The organism is Klebsiella sp. SYXHC3 (assembly GCF_057196925.1).
The window spans coordinates 106,425-123,786 of sequence record NZ_JBXUNG010000001.1 but is presented as its reverse complement, the minus strand read 5'-3'; the positions used below and the strand labels follow the sequence as shown (position 1 = coordinate 123,786).

At 54.0% G+C, this 17,362-nt stretch carries 19 protein-coding genes; 10 read left to right on the top strand and 9 right to left on the bottom strand.

The window, feature by feature from the left end; genetic code table 11:
* Positions 1-217: 217 nt before the first annotated feature.
* Together dtpA and gstA are read left to right on the top strand one after the other, a co-directional pair.
* Entirely contained in the window at positions 218-1,723 is a 1,506-nt protein-coding gene (gene dtpA, locus AC2CGP_RS00590) for a dipeptide/tripeptide permease DtpA (RefSeq protein WP_015366858.1), read from the top strand.
* Positions 1,724-1,831: 108 nt separating this feature from the next.
* Complete coding sequence (gene gstA, locus AC2CGP_RS00585) at positions 1,832-2,437, top strand: glutathione transferase GstA (RefSeq protein WP_180244271.1); 606 nt, start codon at positions 1,832-1,834, stop codon at positions 2,435-2,437.
* A 37-nt stretch (positions 2,438-2,474) separates the two neighbouring features.
* On the opposite strand, the gene pdxY is transcribed toward gstA, so the two are convergent.
* From pdxY to anmK, 5 genes are all read right to left on the bottom strand, one after another.
* Positions 2,475-3,335 carry a pyridoxal kinase PdxY gene (pdxY, locus tag AC2CGP_RS00580; protein ID WP_015366860.1) on the bottom strand — a complete coding sequence of 287 codons (861 nt, stop codon included), beginning with the start codon at positions 3,333-3,335 and terminating at the stop codon, positions 2,475-2,477.
* Positions 3,336-3,395: 60 nt separating this feature from the next.
* Positions 3,396-4,670 carry a tyrosine--tRNA ligase gene (gene tyrS, locus AC2CGP_RS00575; protein ID WP_015366861.1) on the bottom strand — a complete coding sequence of 425 codons (1,275 nt, stop codon included), beginning with the start codon at positions 4,668-4,670 and terminating at the stop codon, positions 3,396-3,398.
* 125 nt (positions 4,671-4,795) lie between these two features.
* Positions 4,796-5,452 carry a pyridoxamine 5'-phosphate oxidase gene (gene pdxH, locus AC2CGP_RS00570; RefSeq protein WP_032706215.1) on the bottom strand — a complete coding sequence of 219 codons (657 nt, stop codon included), beginning with the start codon at positions 5,450-5,452 and terminating at the stop codon, positions 4,796-4,798.
* Between the two features lie 57 nt (positions 5,453-5,509).
* A complete protein-coding gene (gene mliC / locus AC2CGP_RS00565) occupies positions 5,510-5,839 on the bottom strand; it encodes a C-type lysozyme inhibitor (protein ID WP_161798796.1) in 330 nt (109 codons plus the stop codon).
* Between the two features lie 85 nt (positions 5,840-5,924).
* Positions 5,925-7,049 carry an anhydro-N-acetylmuramic acid kinase gene (anmK, locus tag AC2CGP_RS00560; protein ID WP_213759223.1) on the bottom strand — a complete coding sequence of 375 codons (1,125 nt, stop codon included), beginning with the start codon at positions 7,047-7,049 and terminating at the stop codon, positions 5,925-5,927.
* A 263-nt stretch (positions 7,050-7,312) separates the two neighbouring features.
* Between anmK and slyB the strand changes: the two genes are divergently transcribed.
* Together slyB and AC2CGP_RS00550 are read left to right on the top strand one after the other, a co-directional pair.
* The gene (slyB, locus tag AC2CGP_RS00555; RefSeq protein WP_484502225.1) at positions 7,313-7,780 is read left to right on the top strand and encodes an outer membrane lipoprotein SlyB; all 468 of its coding nucleotides are present in this window, start codon (positions 7,313-7,315) and stop codon (positions 7,778-7,780) included.
* A 221-nt stretch (positions 7,781-8,001) separates the two neighbouring features.
* The gene (locus AC2CGP_RS00550) at positions 8,002-9,360 is read left to right on the top strand and encodes a sensor domain-containing diguanylate cyclase (RefSeq protein ID WP_032707903.1); all 1,359 of its coding nucleotides are present in this window, start codon (positions 8,002-8,004) and stop codon (positions 9,358-9,360) included.
* A 37-nt stretch (positions 9,361-9,397) separates the two neighbouring features.
* Here AC2CGP_RS00550 and slyA read toward each other — a convergent pair whose 3' ends face one another.
* Positions 9,398-9,838: a transcriptional regulator SlyA gene (gene slyA, locus AC2CGP_RS00545; protein ID WP_020078997.1), complete on the bottom strand. Its 441-nt coding sequence runs from the start codon at positions 9,836-9,838 to the stop codon at positions 9,398-9,400.
* 172 nt (positions 9,839-10,010) lie between these two features.
* On the opposite strand from slyA, the gene AC2CGP_RS00540 reads away from it, so the two are divergent.
* From AC2CGP_RS00540 to AC2CGP_RS00530, 3 genes are read left to right on the top strand one after another with little or no spacing between them, the layout of a single operon-like run.
* Positions 10,011-10,247 carry a DUF1656 domain-containing protein gene (locus tag AC2CGP_RS00540; protein ID WP_015366868.1) on the top strand — a complete coding sequence of 79 codons (237 nt, stop codon included), beginning with the start codon at positions 10,011-10,013 and terminating at the stop codon, positions 10,245-10,247.
* A 10-nt stretch (positions 10,248-10,257) separates the two neighbouring features.
* Positions 10,258-11,154, top strand: a complete 897-nt coding sequence (locus AC2CGP_RS00535) for an efflux RND transporter periplasmic adaptor subunit (RefSeq protein ID WP_015366869.1) — start codon at positions 10,258-10,260, stop codon at positions 11,152-11,154.
* Entirely contained in the window at positions 11,154-13,178 is a 2,025-nt protein-coding gene (locus AC2CGP_RS00530) for an FUSC family protein (RefSeq protein ID WP_411303049.1), read from the top strand. The genes AC2CGP_RS00535 and AC2CGP_RS00530 overlap by 1 nt, the downstream gene beginning before the upstream one ends.
* Here AC2CGP_RS00530 and sodC read toward each other — a convergent pair.
* The 3 genes from sodC to AC2CGP_RS00515 all read right to left on the bottom strand — a co-directional run bounded on the left by sodC (position 13,171) and on the right by AC2CGP_RS00515 (position 14,950).
* Entirely contained in the window at positions 13,171-13,692 is a 522-nt protein-coding gene (gene sodC, locus AC2CGP_RS00525; protein WP_015366871.1) for a superoxide dismutase [Cu-Zn] SodC, read from the bottom strand. The genes AC2CGP_RS00530 and sodC overlap by 8 nt on opposite strands.
* 70 nt (positions 13,693-13,762) lie before the next feature.
* Positions 13,763-14,659: an aldo/keto reductase gene (locus AC2CGP_RS00520; protein ID WP_020079000.1), complete on the bottom strand. Its 897-nt coding sequence runs from the start codon at positions 14,657-14,659 to the stop codon at positions 13,763-13,765.
* 48 nt (positions 14,660-14,707) lie between these two features.
* Positions 14,708-14,950, bottom strand: coding sequence for a DUF1289 domain-containing protein (locus tag AC2CGP_RS00515; protein ID WP_161799874.1), 243 nt, complete (start codon positions 14,948-14,950; stop codon positions 14,708-14,710).
* Positions 14,951-15,083: 133 nt separating this feature from the next.
* Between AC2CGP_RS00515 and AC2CGP_RS00510 the strand changes: the two genes are divergently transcribed.
* The 3 genes from AC2CGP_RS00510 (at position 15,084) to gloA (ending at position 17,320) form a co-directional block, all read left to right on the top strand.
* The gene (locus tag AC2CGP_RS00510) at positions 15,084-15,683 is read left to right on the top strand and encodes a TetR/AcrR family transcriptional regulator (protein ID WP_015705222.1); all 600 of its coding nucleotides are present in this window, start codon (positions 15,084-15,086) and stop codon (positions 15,681-15,683) included.
* Between the two features lie 52 nt (positions 15,684-15,735).
* Positions 15,736-16,833, top strand: a complete 1,098-nt coding sequence (gene nemA, locus AC2CGP_RS00505; protein ID WP_015366875.1) for an alkene reductase — start codon at positions 15,736-15,738, stop codon at positions 16,831-16,833.
* 79 nt (positions 16,834-16,912) lie between these two features.
* Complete coding sequence (gloA, locus tag AC2CGP_RS00500) at positions 16,913-17,320, top strand: lactoylglutathione lyase (protein ID WP_015705221.1); 408 nt, start codon at positions 16,913-16,915, stop codon at positions 17,318-17,320.
* The last annotated feature ends 42 nt before the right edge of the window (positions 17,321-17,362 follow it).

The window sequence follows — 17,362 nt, the reverse complement described above, 5'->3', positions numbered from 1 at the left end:
ATAGGTGAAATTTAACTCTGTATAACATTTGCATGACTGGCTAATTATAGTGGCTTAGTTATGTGTAACAGAGTATTACAAAGCTATTGCCTGATGGGGCAGGATAGTGAACATTACTTGCCGTTTTCCCTCCAAGAATAACTATAAAGGCGGCGGTCCTTCGCGATTGCGCCCCAAACAGCCCCCGTTAATATGGGATGTAAAAAAAGAGGTATATGTGTCAACTGCAAACAATAAACCAGCAGAAAGCGTGAGTCTGAACGCTTTCAAACAACCAAGAGCGTTTTATCTCATCTTCTCCATTGAGTTATGGGAGCGTTTTGGTTATTACGGCCTGCAAGGGATCATGGCCGTTTACCTGGTAAAACAGCTGGGTATGTCGGAAGCGGATTCTATCACCCTGTTCTCTTCCTTTAGTGCACTGGTTTATGGCCTGGTCGCTATCGGCGGATGGCTCGGCGACAAGGTACTTGGCACCAAACGCGTCATCATGCTTGGCGCGATTGTCCTGGCTATCGGCTATGCGCTGGTTGCCTGGTCCGGTCACGATGCCGCCATCGTCTATATGGGTATGGCGACTATCGCCGTCGGTAACGGCCTGTTCAAAGCTAACCCGTCCTCCCTGCTCTCTACCTGCTACGACAAGAACGACCCGCGTCTGGACGGTGCATTCACCATGTACTACATGTCCGTCAATATCGGTTCCTTCTTCTCTATGCTGGCTACACCGTGGCTGGCAGCGAAGTTCGGCTGGAGCGTGGCGTTCGCGCTGAGCGTCGTGGGCATGCTGATTACCGTGGTTAACTTTGCCTTCTGCCAGAAGTGGGTTAAACAGTACGGTTCCAAACCTGACTTCGCACCGGTGCATGTCGGCAAACTGCTGGCAACTATCGTCGGCGTAGTCGTGCTGGTCGCGATTGCCACCTGGCTGCTGCACAACCAGGGCATCGCACGTATGGCGCTGGGCGTCATCGCACTGGGTATTGTTATCATCTTCGCTAAAGAAGCCATGGCGCTGCAGGGCGCGGCGCGTCGTAAAATGATCGTTGCTTTCCTGCTGATGGTTGAAGCGATTGTCTTCTTCGTACTGTACAGCCAGATGCCAACCTCGCTGAACTTCTTCGCGATCCGTAACGTTGAGCACTCGATTCTGGGTATCGCGTTCGAACCGGAGCAGTATCAGGCGTTGAACCCGTTCTGGATTATGATTGGTAGCCCGATTCTGGCGGCGATTTATAACAAGATGGGTGACCGCCTGCCGATGCCGCATAAATTCGCCATCGGTATGGTACTGTGCTCCGGCGCTTTCCTGGTGCTGCCGCTGGGTACCAAATTCGCCAGCGATGCTGGTATCGTCTCCGTCAACTGGTTGATCCTCAGCTACGCGCTGCAGAGTATCGGCGAACTGATGATTTCCGGCCTCGGCCTGGCGATGGTGGCTCAACTGGTACCGCAACGTCTGATGGGCTTCATCATGGGTAGCTGGTTCCTGACCACCGCAGGCGCCGCCATCATTGCAGGTAAAATCGCTAACCTGATGGCAGTACCGGAAAACGTGACCGACCCGCTGGTTTCTCTGGATGTTTACGGCCACGTGTTCCTGCAGATTGGTATCGCGACCGCAGTCATCGCCTTCCTGATGCTGCTGACCGCGCCGAAGCTGAACCGCATGACGCTGGACGACGACGCTGTCGCCAAAGCGCGCGAAACCGCAACCGCTTAAATGCTCCGGGAAAACCAATAAATTTAGGCCGCTAACGTTTGTTAGCGGCTTTTTTTTTGTCCCTGGGCGGACTAACATACAGAAAACTGCAGCCACGAGGAGTTACTGATGAAACTGTTCTACAAGCCCGGCGCCTGTTCCCTTGCCTCTCATATCGCCCTGCGCGAAAGCGGCCTCGACTTTACCATCGATAGCGTCGACCTGGCGAAGAAACGCCTCGAAAATGGCGACGACTACCTGCTGATTAACCCTAAGGGTCAGGTTCCCGCGCTGCTGCTTGACGACGAAGTGCTGCTGACCGAGGGCGTGGCCATCATGCAGTACATTGCCGACCGCGTACCTGACCGTCAGCTGCTGGCGCCAGTGGGCACCATTGCCCGCTACCAGACGCTGGAATGGCTGAATTACATCGCCACCGAATTACATAAAGGCTTCACCCCGCTGTTCCGCCCGGATACGCCGGATGACTACAAGCCAACGGTGCGTGCCCTGCTGGAGAAAAAGCTGCAGTATGTCGATGATGCGCTGAAAGATAAACAGTGGCTGAATGGGCATCGCTTTACCATAGCTGATGGCTATCTGTTCACGGTACTGCGCTGGGGCTATGCGGTGAAACTGAATATGGAAGCCTACGCAAATATTGGCGCCTGGATGGCGCATGTCGCGGCGCGTCCGTCCGTTGCGGCGGCGCTGTCGGCGGAAGGTCTGAAGTAAACCATGGGCATGCCCGCAAGCGGGCATGCCATCGCGCTTACAGTTGCGTAGCGCTGAAGTAATGCTCCGGTTTGGCGATGCGGTCCTGTGCCGCCACCACCTGCAGTTCATACTCCTGCATATTTTTGGTTGCCAACATGATTTCATACACTGCCGCAGTGACGTGCTCAAGGGCATCGCGCAGGCTGGCGCCCTGCAGTAGCTTAACCAGCAGCAGGCCGCTGGTCACATCGCCCACGCCGACCGGCTGACGGCTGCCAAAATCGACCAGCGGGCGACTGATATGCCAGGCTTCATCCGCTGTCACCAGCAACATCTCAAAGCGATCCATACTCATCCCCGCCCGCGCCAGATGCTTCACCAGCACGACCTGCGGCCCTTGCGCTATCAGCTCACGCGCTGCGCTAACGGCTTCATCAACGTTAGCAACCGGATGGCCGCACAGGATCTCCAGCTCGACAAGATTCGGCGCGATAATATCGCTGGCCGGCAGCGCATAGCGTACGTGGAATTCAGCCACCCCAGGGGCGACGATACAGCCTTTTTCCGGGTGGCCCATCACCGGATCGCAAAAATATTTCGCTGCCGGATTCGCCGCTTTAACCTGACGCACGATGCCGAGAATATGTTCGCCCTGCTCGGCGGAGCCAAGGTAACCGCTCAGTACCGCATCACAGCTCTGCAGCTTATCGATGTCGGCAATCCCCTGCACGATTTCGGTCAAATGCGAAGGCGGCATGACGCAGCCGGTCCATTTGCCGTATTGCGTATGGTTGGAGAACTGTACGGTATTGAGGGGCCAGACGTTGGCGCCGAGACGGCGCATCGGAAATTCAGCGGCGCTGTTGCCCGCATGGCCAAACACAACGTGAGACTGAATGGCGAGGATGTTCTTCATTTTCTTACCACAACCCTAAAAAGAAAAAGGGCGTGGTTTCCCACGCCCTGGTTTTATTTTTTATTTCCAGCAGATCAGGCAGTAATTCTTCTTACCGCGACGCAGTAAGGTATAGCGGCCGAACAGGCGGTCGCTATCGCTGAATACATATTCCGGATCGGACTGTTTTTCACCGTTAATGGTCACCGCGTTGGAGGCTACGGTTTTACGCGCCTGGCCGCGGGACGGCTGCAGCTCGGAATCTACCAGCGCTTGCAGAAGATCGGCGCCCTTTTCCATTTCGATCATCGGCACGCCGTCTTGCGCCAGCTGTTCAAAATCCGCTTCGCTCAGGTCGCTCAGATTGCCATTGAACAGGCTTTCAGTAATACGTTTCGCTGCTTCCAGGCCTTCTTCGCCGTGGACCAGACGCGTCACCTGCTCTGCCAGCACGTACTGCGCACGCGGCGCCTTACCGCTGTTCTTATCTTCTTCTTCCAGCGCATTGATCTCTGCAATGTCCATGAAGGTGAAGAACTTCAGGAAGCGATAAACGTCCGCATCCGCGGTGTTGATCCAGAACTGGTAGAATTTGTACGGGCTGGTTTTCTTCGGATCCAGCCATACCGCGCCGCCTTCGGTTTTACCGAACTTGGTGCCATCGGCCTTGGTGATCAGCGGAACGGTCAAACCGAAGACCTGATTCTGGTGCAAACGACGAGTAAGGTCGATACCAGATGTGATGTTGCCCCACTGGTCGGAGCCGCCGATTTGTAGCGCCACGCCGTGCAGTTTATTCAGGCAGGCAAAGTCATAACCCTGCAGCAGGTTATAGGAAAACTCGGTGAAAGAGATACCCTGATCGTCACGGTTCAGACGCTGCTTCACCGCTTCTTTGTTGATCATCTGGTTCACAGAGAAGTGCTTACCGATGTCACGCAGGAAGGTCAGCACGTTCATGCCGCCGAACCAGTCGTAGTTATTCGCGGCAATCGCCGAGTTGTCGCCGCAGTTGAAATCGAGGAATGGCGCAACCTGTTTACGGATTTTGTCCACCCACTGCTGCACGGTATCTTCGGTATTGAGTTTACGCTCAGCGGCTTTGAAGCTCGGGTCGCCAATCAGACCGGTCGCGCCGCCCACCAGCGCCACAGGCTTGTGGCCTGCCTGCTGGAAGCGTTTCAGGCATAACAATGGAACAAGATGCCCCAAGTGCAAGCTGTCAGCGGTAGGATCGAAGCCGCAATAGAGCGCGATCGGGCCTTGCGCCAGTCGCTCTGCTAACGCTTCTTCGTCCGTCACCTGGGCTACCAGCCCCCGCTCTTGCAATTGTTTAATCAAGTTACTGCTTGCCATCAAATTCTCCATGTATAAACGACTGCACCTTTGCCGGTACACGACTTTTCGCCAGACGCGAAAGGTACATAGAATAAAGCGCCGGAGCACGTAGCACCAGCGCTTAAAACAACATTTTGCGTCCTTTATGGCGCCAGACGGTCGATTTGCCAGCCATCATTTTGCCGCTGGTATAAAAAGCGGTCGTGTAGACGATGTTCGCCGCCCTGCCAGAACTCCATCTGTTCGATGCTGACGCGGAAGCCACCCCAGAAACTCGGCAACGGCACTTCGCCTTGCTGGAATTTCTGTTTCAGCTCAAGGAATTTACTTTCCAGGATCCCACGCGCGGAGATACGGCTGGACTGTTGGGAGACCCAGGCGCCGATCTGGCTATCGCGCGGCCGGCTGTGGAAATACTTAACCACTTCCAGCGTCGACAGACGCTCTGCCTGACCGATTACCATCACCTGCCGCTCCAGCATATGCCAGGGAAACAGCAGGCTGATATGGGGATTTTTTTCGATTTGATGTGCTTTGCGACTACCCAGGTTGGTATAAAACACCAGCCCTTTTTCGTCATAGTGCTTTAACAATACAATGCGTTGATAGGGCTGGCCGTTTTCATCAACGGTCGCGACCACCATTGCCGTAGGGTCGGCAAGCTTAGCGTCGCAGGCCTGACGCAACCAACGTTCAAATAACGTCAGGGGTTCAGCGGGAAGATCGTGGCGACGAAGGCCGCCACGGGTGTATTCACGGCGCAGATGCGCGATTTGCTGCAATTCGTCGTTATCAGACATAACCATTGAGATCGTTGTCATAGGGTGGCGTTATTGTGCGCCCCCGCTACGGAAATCTCAACGTTTCGCGGTCTGCAACTGGCAGTTGTCCAGTACGACGCGGTCGCGCTTATAAACAGTGGCGCTGTCGCCCTTCGACCAGAAGACATAAACGCCATCAGTATAACGAGCCCCGGAAGCCGACAGCCCCTGGGTCAGGTTTAATTGCTGATTATCATAGATAAAGCTTACCTGCTGACGCGCGTTGTTCAGATGGACGGTCAACGGTTTTTGATCGCACTGATATTCAAGGGTGTCGGTCTGCATCCGTTCAACGAATTGGTTGTAATAGCTACACCCTGCCAGCATGAAAGGGACTACCGCAATAAGAATTTTTTTCATGAGTATGCCTTCGACTTTCCCGGTCAGGAGAGCAAACCGCCCTCCCGGAATTTCGTCCAGTTTACCGGTAAATAAAAAATAGCGACTTCAGTTAACTCTGATTCTGCGCTCGATTCGCGGGATAGATGGCACCAAGAATGGTCGCTTCGCTGGCGCCGGTAACGGAAGGAAGATTACCCGGCAGGCCGGCAAGCGTACGCCATGCCAGCCACGCAAAGGCCAACGCTTCCATATCGTCGCCGCTGATGCCGGCGTCATCGGTGGTCGTGACTTCAGTACCTGGCAGCAGCGCCGCCAGACGCGCCATCAACAGCGGACTTCGCGCCCCGCCGCCGCAAACTAACAAACGCTCGCAGCCGCCGCTTAACAAAACCTGCTCACTGATGGTCACTGCGGTCAGTTCTGTCAGCGTAGCCTGAACATCCTGCCCTCGCAGATTGGCGTAGCGCACCAGATGTTTTTCCAGCCAACCATAATTGAAATACTCGCGACCGGTGCTCTTCGGCGCGGGTAACGCGAACCACGGATCGCTAAGCATATCCTGCAGCAGCGGTAGCAAGACTTTGCCTTCACTGGCCCATTGCGCGTCTTTATCGTAGGGTTTACCACATTGGCGCCAGATCCAGGCGTCCATCAGCATATTCCCCGGCCCGGTATCGTAACCGCGTACCGGCTGCCCCGGAACCAGCAAGGAAAGATTGGCTATGCCGCCGATGTTAAGCACCATGCGCCTTTCAACCGGGTGCGCCAACAGAGCCTGATGGAAGGCAGGGACTAGCGGCGCGCCCTGGCCGCCAAGCGCCATATCGCGGCGGCGGAAATCCCCCACCACGGTCACGCCGGTATGCGCTGCGATCTGATTGTTATCGCCTATTTGCATCGTGTGCGGCGCATCGCCGGTCGGCTCATGCCACACCGTCTGGCCATGGCAACCGATAGCGACGATATCCTCAGGTTGAAGGTTCTGTTGGCGCATCAGCGCTAATACTGCGTCAGAAAATAGCCGGCCCAAACGGGTATCGAGTCGCCCCAGTTGCGACAAGGTCAGCTGCTGCCCCTGGCAAATCGCTAAAATATCTTCTTTCAGATTGACCGGGATGGGGTACGAGAGGCTCGCCTGCTGCGCCACTATGTTTTCATTTATTGCCGCCAGAACAACATCAACGCCATCAAGGCTGGTGCCAGACATTACGCCAATAAAACGACCTGATTTCATACGCCTACCCTCATTCCATGACTTTTGCAGTACCATCAGTGCATCATAAAGCAGCGTTCAATGCTATGGCGCACTAATACTTTTTAACAATAGTTCTGCCGCAAGAATTTGTTAGGTAAAGTACTTACGTTTATCCGTCGTTAAAGCGAACCTTATTATTTTTAAACGGTCCATAAGGAAGCTATGCCAGCGAACGCTTAAATGCCATATAATTGACCACATGGAAGTTCACTGGAACATTTTGGTACACAGGAGATTCATAGATGATTTTACGTGTTTTGGCTGTCTCGATGATTGGCTTAACCCTGGCGGGTTGCGTCAGCAGCAGTGGCCTATCCGGCGATGTTTACACAGCCTCAGAAGCCAAGCAGGTGCAAAGCGTGACCTACGGTACCATCGTACATACCCGTGCGGTCCAGATCCAAAGCGGCGATGACAGCAATGCCATCGGCGCGATTGGCGGCGCGGTACTCGGTGGCTTCCTTGGTAATACCATCGGCGGCGGTACTGGTCGTTCTCTTGCAACCGCTGCAGGCGCGGTTGCCGGTGGCGTAGCCGGTCAGGGCGTACAGGGCGCGATGAACAAAACGCAGGGCGTTGAGCTGGAAATCCGTAAAGATGACGGTAACACCATCATGGTGGTTCAGAAACAGGGTAACACCCCATTCTTCGTCGGCCAGCGCGTAGCCATTGCCGGCAGCGGCAGTCAAGTGACGGTTTCCCCGCGTTAAGCCTCTCTAATGCGGCCTTTATTGGCCGCATTAATCCCTCATAATTATTATTTAGCTCCAAATAATTTATCATACATATATCAATTTTATTGATATTTCTCCGCGACAACTTGCGTTTGCGCAATATTTTCCGTTGATTAATTCGTTAGCCTGAAGTGGTCTTTCTCATTTAGCGACCTGCACGTCGTTTTTATCCGCCCTTTTATCGCGGGAGTTTGCCTGTGCCTCTGAAACTAAACCGGTTATCACACCGCTTATTTGCTTATATTATTGCCTGCAGCCTGGCAATTATTACGATCGATTTATTATCTAATTCAGTTGTTAATCGTATCCCTACGACTTCTTCACCACTTTTCCCTTTACTGACAATAATATTAATGATTTTTCACATTACTATTTCCTGTTTTATGAGCATGAAGTATTGGTGTGATAAAAACCGCCTGTATCTGATGCCCATCGCCTTCGCTTTTGCCAGCTCTGCCCTGTTGATGCTAGGCACTCTGAGCAGCTATCCCGGCTGGCTACTGTGCAACAGCGAATATATTGTTAAACAAAATGACGCGCTGATCTTTTATTCGTTCCGCAATATTCTGATGGCCGTGTTATTTATCACTGCCATTATAATATATCGTTTTCGCCAACATCTTAACCAGGCTGCTGGCGCACATGCTATAATACTGACGGTATGCTTTCTATTCAGTGCCGCCATTCTTATTTTATCCTGGCTACACTCCAGTAATAGTCCGTTATTAAGCATCGATTTTATCGACGATATCACCAGCACTTTTACTCCGTTATGGCATAACTGGATGGGCTGGCTGCTATTTTTAGCCTGGGTATGTACGTTGATATTATTGATTATGCTAACCCGGCTACGTAATATCTTCTGGTACAGCGGCGCATTTTTCTGTGCCGCCTATATATTTACGCTAAACGTATTACTCACAGCGACAGGTAGTCAGCATATTATCGCCTGGAATCAGGCGCGCCTGTTCGAAACCTTAAGTACCTTATTTATGCTGTTCGTCCTGTTAAGCGACGTTTTTCTTCTCTATCGCGACTCTAACAACAAATACATCAATTCATATCAGAACTCTATCCGTGACCCGTTAACCGGGCTGTACAACCGCAGCTACTTTTACGACACGCTGAATGGACTATTGCCGCATACTTCAGCAGCACAACCGCTTTCCGTCATCGTCAGCGATCTCGATCACTTTAAGCGTATCAACGACAACTACGGTCATGTCCAGGGTGACAAGGTGATTCAGTTTGCCGCCAGCGTATTACAAACCTATGTCCGTCGTGAGGATATTGCCGCGCGCATCGGCGGCGAAGAGTTTGCCCTGTTGTTGGTAAATACTGATGCTGATGATGCGCTGGCGATAGCCGAGCGAATTCGCCAGATGGTCAGCGCCGGGCAGGATTCACTGCCGGAACAAATGACCATTAGTATGGGTGTCTACACGGCGACAAGCTCGCTCATTGAGGCTGAAGAGTGCGTTAAGCGCGCGGATACGGCTATGTACGCGGCGAAAAACGGTGGCCGCAATCGCGTGGTGGTCTGGCAGAATAAATAATTGAAAGGGCTCTGCAAGCGCAGAGCCCTGTTCCTGGCTAGTCTTTAGCCTGAAGATCGAGGATATTGTTTTCAAGTTTACGGATTAAGTTGAGCAGCGTTTCGACTTCCTGCTTTGATACACCTGCAAGGATTTCATCACGCGTTTTGCCGATCACGTCTTCCATTTGGTTGATCAGCGGTTCAGCCTTTTCCGTTAGCTTGATACGTTTCGCCCGGCGATCGTTTGCACAAGTCTGGCGAGAGATAAGCCCTTTCTCCTCCAGTTGATCCAGCGTGCGCACCAAAGAGGGCTGTTCAATACCAATTGCCTTGGCCAACTGGATTTGCGACTGCTCAGGAGGTAGCTGATGAATGTTATGCAGCGTGACCCAGTGCGTCTGCGTTAACTCCAGAGGTTTCAGGCGATGGTCGATCAGCGCGCGCCAAACGCGTACCAAACGTGCCAGATCAGAACCAAGTGGCGATTCCAATTTCATCTCCTTATAATTAGCTTGCTAAGTTATTATACTGCTTTTAGAATAGTGTGCAGCATTTAAATTACCAAAACAAATGAATTACTTGATTCACTAAATTCAAAACAATGATTTACAATGTGAACTAATTCATCACCAGGAACATTATCCCTGCAACGGCAAAGGATTTTTGCTTGTGAAACTGAGTCTTAACACTCCCGGATTGTCGCTACAGGACCTGGTGTTCGGCGCTTCTATCTATTTTCCCCCGTTATTTAAAGCCGTCGTGCTTGGTTTCTTTATTTGGCTAATAGTTCATCGTCAGTTGCGCGACTGGATGTACGCCGGCGAAATCTGGCATCCCCTGCTGATGGACCTTTCCCTGTTTGCGCTGGCCGTTTGCCTGGCGCTGGTTCTCCTGACTCTCTTGTGATGCTCATTTCATGAAGAAACTAAAATATCTCTCAACCTTAATTATCGCCGCCTGCGCAATCATCGCCGCCTGGCTGGTCTGGAACTACTACACTCAGTCGCCATGGACCCGCGACGGTAAAATCCGCGCCGAACAGGTCGGCATCACCCCGCAGGTCTCCGGCAGTATTTTGCAGTTGAATGTTAAAGATAACCAATTGGTCAACGCCGGCGACGTGCTGTTCCGTATTGACGATACGCCTTATCGCATTGCGGTATTAAACGCTCAGGCGCAGCTGGCAAAAGCCAAAGCGGAACTGGCAAAAGCCAAAGCCGAGCAAACCAAGGCCGCCAGCGACGTTACTCGCCGCCGCAGTCTGTCGCAAAACTTCATCTCCGCTGAAGATATGGAAACCGTCAATACCGCGCTGAATACCGCCAATACGACTTATGAGGCGGCTAAAGCGGTCGTTGGCGTGGCGCAAGCCGCGCTGGAGCATGCGCAGTGGCAGCTGTCGCAAACCGTGGTTAAAGCCCCGGTTGATGGCTGGATAACTAATTTGTCAACGCGGGTCGGGGACTATGCCTCCGTCGGCCATCCCGTATTTGCCCTTGTCGACAGCCACTCTTTCTATGTCCTGGGTTATTTTGAAGAGACCAAACTACGTCACATCCGCGAAGGTGATAGCGCCCAGGTCGTTCTTTACAGCAGCAAACAAACGTTACAGGGTCACGTTTCCAGCATTGGCCGCGCTATTGTCGACCAGAGCGTCGAAGGCGGTTCGGCGTTAGTCGCTAATATTAAACCCAATATTCCGTGGGTGCGCCTCGCGCAACGCGTACCGGTACGTATCGAGTTCGATAAACTCCCTGCGGATGTCACATTGGTTTCAGGTACCACCTGTACCGTGTCAATTGGCGGACAATAATGAAGCTGCAGGCTCTGCGCTGGCAATCACTGCCGTGGTTTAAAGCCAGCCGCCCGCAATGGCGCTACGCATTGCGCAATGGGATAGCCATGTGTCTGGCGCTTAGCATCGCCTATGCGCTGGATCTTGATGAACCCTACTGGGCAATGACATCAGCCGCAGTCGTGAGCTTCCCGACCGTCGGCGGCGTTATCAGTAAGAGTTTTGGCCGTATCGCCGGCAGCCTGCTCGGCGCCTGCGCCGCCCTGTTACTGGCGGGCCATACCCTTAACGACCCGTGGCTATTCTTATTCAGTATCTCAGCCTGGATTGCGCTCTGTACCTGGGCTTGCGCGATGTTTACCAATAACGTCGCCTACGCTTTTCAACTGGCGGGCTATACCTGCGCAATCATCGCCTTCCCGGTTATAAATGTTACCGACGCAAATGAACTGTGGACTATCGCTCAGTCGCGGGTCTGTGAAGTGATTGTGGGGATATTGTCCGGCGGATTCATGATGATGATCCTGCCCAGTACCTCGGATGGCGTCACGCTGCTGACGGCACTGAAGAATATGCACTCCCGGTTATTAGAGCATGCCAGCCTGCTGTGGGTGCCGGAAACCACCGATGCGATTCGTAGCGCTCATGAAAGCGTCATCGGTCAGATCCTGACTATGAATCTACTGCGTATCCAGGCCTTCTGGAGCCACTACCGTTTCAGACGGCAGAATCCCTTGCTGAATTATCTGCTGCATCAGCAGTTGCGAATGACCAGCGTCATCTCCAGCCTGCGGCGAATGTTATTGAACTGGCCGGATGCGCCGGGTAATACGCGGGCGGTGCTGGAAACGTTACTTAGCGAGCTCGCCAATCCGCACGCAAATGTTTATAGCGTGGCGCGAATTCTGGTGCCGCTAGCCCCCGGCCCTAACGCCGACTATCGCCATCTGGCGTTCTGGAAACGGCTGCGTTATTTCTGTCGTATCTATCTCGAAAGCAGCCGCTGGATCCGCCGCATCGAGAACGCCAGCGCTATCACGGTGTTCAATGTGCCTTCGGCACCCGCGCTGTCGCGCCATACCGATCAGGCGGAAGCGTTATGGAACGGCTTACGGACCTTCTGCGCGCTGGTGGTCGTGGGCGCCTGGGGTATCAGCACCCAATGGCAGGCCTGCGCCGCCGCGCTCACCCTCGCCGCCATTAGCTGCGTACTCTACTCGATATCGCCTTCGCCCTTTAAATCGCTCACCTTATTGATGCGTACGCTGGTGCTGTTGTCGCTGTTCAGCTTTGTGGTGAAGTTTGGCCTAATGGTGCAGATAACCGACCTGTGGCAGTTTTTACTGTTTCTCTTCCCGCTGCTCACCACCATGCAGTTATTGAAACTCCAGATGCCGAAGCTCGCAGGGCTGTGGGGGCAGTTAATCGTCTTTATGGGATCGTTTATTTCGGTCACCAACCCTCCGGTTTACGACTTTGCCTCGTTCCTTAATGATAACCTCGGCAAAATCATTGGTGTCGGTCTTGCGTGGCTTGCCTTTGCGATTATCAGCCCCGGCTCGGATGCGCGGAAAAGCCGCCGCCATATTCGTGCGTTACGGCGTCACTTTGTCGATCAGTTGAGCCGACGCCCGCAGCACAGCGAGCATGAATTTGAGTCACTGGTGTACCACCACATTAGCCAGTTAAGTAGCAGCCAGGACGCGCTGGCGCGACGTTGGCTGCTGCGCTGGGGCGTGGTGCTGCTCAACTGTTCGCATGTCGTGTGGCAACTACGCGACTGGGAGACACGCTCCGATCCACTTTCACAGGTGCGCGACTTGTGTATCAGCCTGCTACGCGACGTCATGAGTGAACGCGGCGTCCAGCAACGCCCACTTGCCTCGACGTTGCTGGAGCTGCAGCGGATATGCGATACCCTTAACCACCATCATCAGCCGGCGGCTAAAGAGCTGGCGGCGATTATCTGGCGGTTATACTGCTCGCTATCGCAGTTAGAACAGGCGCCGATTGCCGGCACCATTACCGAACGGACTACTTAATCACCCCGCAGGCAAAACGCTCGCCGCCGCCGCCCAGCGGCTGCGGACTATCGGCCATATTATCGCCTCCGACATGCACCATCAGCGCTTTGCCCTTCACTTCCGCGAGCGTTTTCAGGCGCGGGGCAATAACCGGTTGGTTAGCCACGCCATCGTCGTTCACCACCAGCAAAGGAAGATCGCCGAGATGCCCTGCCCCTAATGGCCCTTCATGTTTGCCGGTATGTTGTGGGTCGAAATGACCGCCCGCCGCGCCAGCGGCGACCGCTTTACCGTCTTTTATCGCCGGTTGGCAGCTCCCTTCTGCGTGGATATGAAAGCCGTGTTTGCCCGGCGGAAGCGCGCGTAAATCAGGCGTAAACTCAAGGCCTCTGTCGGTTTCAGTGATTTTAACGCTGCCGACGGCCTGGCCAACGCTCTGGCTGGTGACAAGATTGAGGGAGACATCTTCACTGGCGGCCTGAGCGCCAGCGCAAAATGCGAGAGTGAAAATAGCGAGTAAACATCGTTGCATAACACCTCCGGATTAGCCGTATCCCTGATAAGTGTAAACCAGGTAGCGACATCCGGAGGCGTAATCTGGCTTACGGGACGTCGTAACCCAGCGCCGCTTTACGAATGCGGAACCACTGCTGGCGCGTCATATGCAGTTTTTCCGCCACAATAGCTGAGCGCACGCGCTCGATTTTCCCCGAGCCAATAATCGGCAGCGGTTTCGACGGCAAGCGCAATACCCAGGCGTAAACCACCTGCTCAATGCTTTCTGCGTTGAGCTCCTGGGCAATTTGCGCCAGCTCGTCGCGCAGCGGCTGGAAGCTTTCGTCGTTGAACAGGCGTCCGCCGCCGAGGCAGGACCAGGCCATCGGGCGAATGCGCAACTGCTGGAGTTGATCGAGGGTGCCGTCAAGCAGCAGCGGCTGATGTACCGGCGAGAGCTCGACCTGGTTAGTGGCCAGGGTAAAAGGCAGGCGCGATTGTAAAAGCGTAAACTGCGCCGGCGTAAAGTTAGATACACCAAAGTGGCGCACTTTCCCACTATGATGTAACGCGAGGAAAGCCTCAGCGACCTCATCGGCATCCATCAGCGGATCCGGGCGGTGAATCAGCAGTAAATCGAGATGATCGGTCGCCAGATTACGCAGGGATTGCTCGGCGCTGAGAATGATATGGTCGCGGTCAGTAATATAGTGGCCAATAGTATTTTCCGCGCGCGCCTTGGTCGCAATACCGCATTTGCTGACGATTTCCATACGGTTACGCAGGTGCGGGGCGCGTTTAAGCGCTTCGCCAAACGCGGCTTCACACTGATAATCGCCGTAGATATCGGCGTGGTCGACGGTCGTAACCCCCAGATCCAGGTGCTGCTCAATAAAGCCAACCAAAGCGTCGGTGGACATCTTCCAGTCCATGAGACGCCAGTAGCCCATTACAAAACGTGAAAATTCCGGCCCCTGCGGAGCCATAGCAATACGCTGAACCATAAACGCTTCCTCGACAAAAAAGTGTTCTGAGTATACGCATATTTGTCGTCAAAACAGTGAGGGTTGCTGCGGTTCTTCCGCCGGTTCCTGCTTAGTCGCGCGAATTTTACGCAGCAGACGCTGGCGGCACAGACGCAGAACCTCCTGTTTTTGCGCGTCGCTCAGCTTTTGCCAGTTAAAGCGCTCATCCCGGCTACGAAAACAGCCGCGGCAATATCCGCGTTCATCGGACTGACATATTCCCCGGCACGGACTTTGTACCGGGAAAAACTCCAGCTGCTCTGCCACCACCGCTCTCCTGTATTTTCTCTCTGTCTCTCATTGAAGACGTTCCACCGCCAGTGCGCAACTTTTGTTGTCTTCGTATTCGCGCTAACGATCATTTTGCTTGCATTAGACCAATCGGTCTACTACAGTGTGCTCCATGAACAGACACAGCGAATGCGATACCCGAGAACACATCCTCATCACCGGCGAGCAACTATGCATGCATCGTGGTTTTACCGGCATGGGCTTAAGTGAACTTCTGAAAACGGCGGAAGTGCCGAAAGGCTCTTTCTATCACTACTTTCGCTCAAAAGAAGCCTTCGGCGTCGCGCTGCTTGAACATCACTACACCGGCTATCTGCAGCGCCTGGTTGATCACTTTGACCATGGCGAAGGCAACTACCGCGACCGACTGCTGGCCTACTATCAGCACACGCTGAATCAGTTTTGCCAACAGGGCATTATCAGCGGTTGCTTAACCGTGAAGCTGTCGGCGGAGGTGTGCGACCTGTCGGAAGATATGCGTACTGCCATGGATAAAGGCGCCAGCCAGATTATCGCCCTATTGGGCGAAGCGCTGGAAAAGGGCCGTCTGGAGGGTAGCCTGTTGTTTGAGGGGGAAGCTATCACCCTTTCACAGGTGCTGTACTCGTTGTGGTTGGGAGCCAATTTACAGGCCAAAATTACGCGTAGCGCAACGCCGCTGGAAAGCGCCCTTGCTCACGCCAAACAAATCATTGCAGCGCCTGCGGTTTAACAGGCGTTTTATTTAACCAGTTACAAGACGACCGGTCTACTCAGGAGTCATTATGTCAGAATCTAAATTGTTCAGCCCGTTAAAAGTCGGTGCGGTGACCGTACCTAACCGCGTATTTATGGCTCCGCTGACCCGTCTGCGCAGCATCGAACCAGGCGACATCCCTACTCCGCTGATGGCTGAGTATTATCGTCAGCGCGCCAGCTCCGGCCTGATTATCACCGAAGCGACGCAAATTTCCGCCCAGGCGAAAGGCTATGCCGGCGCGCCGGGCCTACATAGCGCAGAGCAAATGGCCGCATGGCAAAAAATCACCGCTGGCGTTCATGCTGAAAACGGTCATATCGCCGTGCAACTGTGGCACACCGGCCGCATTTCCCATAACAGCCTGCAGCCGGGAGGCGCGGCGCCGGTTGCGCCATCGGCGCTGAGCGCAGGTACGCGTACTTCGCTGCGTGATGAAAACGGTCATGCCATTCGCGTCGATACGTCGATGCCGCGCGCGCTGGAAACAGACGAAATCCCAGGGATCGTGGATGACTTCCGTCAGGCGGTAGGCAATGCCCGCGATGTCGGCTTCGATCTGGTAGAGCTGCACTCCGCGCATGGCTATCTGCTGCACCAGTTCCTGTCGCCTTCTTCTAACCAGCGTACCGACCAGTACGGCGGCAGCGTCGAGAATCGCGCCCGCCTGGTGCTGGAAGTGGTCGATGCCGTCAGTAAAGAGTGGAGCGCCGATCGTATCGGCATTCGCGTGTCGCCAATCGGTAGTTTCCAGAACGTCGATAACGGCCCGAACGAAGAAGCCGATGCGCTCTATCTTATTGAGCAGCTGGCAAAACGCGGTATCGCTTATCTGCACATGTCCGAACCAGACTGGGCCGGCGGCCAGCCGTACAGCGACGAATTCCGTCAGAAAGTTCGCGATCGCTTCCCGGGCGCGATTATCGGCGCTGGCGCCTATACGGTGGAGAAAGCCAACGACCTTATCAATAAAGGACTGATCGATGCCGTGGCCTTTGGCCGCGATTACATCGCTAACCCGGATCTGGTGGCGCGTCTGCAGAAGAAAGCTGCGCTTAACCCGCAGCGCCCGGAAAGCTTCTACGGCGGCGGCGCGGAAGGTTATACCGATTATCCAACCCTGTAATCCCTCCATTGATAGCGGCGTACCAACGCCGCTATACTCAAGACTCTGATGTATCAAAACAAACTGCATAGGGGAAATTATGCGCTTACTTCACACCATGCTGCGCGTTGGCGACCTGCAACGTTCTATTGAGTTTTACACCAACGTGCTGGGCATGAAGCTGCTGCGTACCAGCGAAAACCCTGAATATAAATACTCGCTGGCTTTCGTCGGCTACGGCGAAGAGAGCGATACCGCGGTTATCGAATTGACCTATAACTGGGGCGTGGATAGCTACGAACTCGGTACCGCCTATGGCCATATTGCGCTGAGCGTCGACAACGCGGCGCAAGCGTGCGAGCGTATTCGCCAGAATGGCGGCAACGTCACTCGCGAAGCTGGCCCGGTTAAAGGCGGCAGCACGGTTATCGCCTTTGTTGAAGATCCGGACGGCTACAAAATTGAGCTGATCGAAGAGAAAGATGCCGGAAAAGGTCTCGGCAACTAAGTTAATTCGGGCGCGTTCGCGCCCGATGTTTTCTCCCTTCCT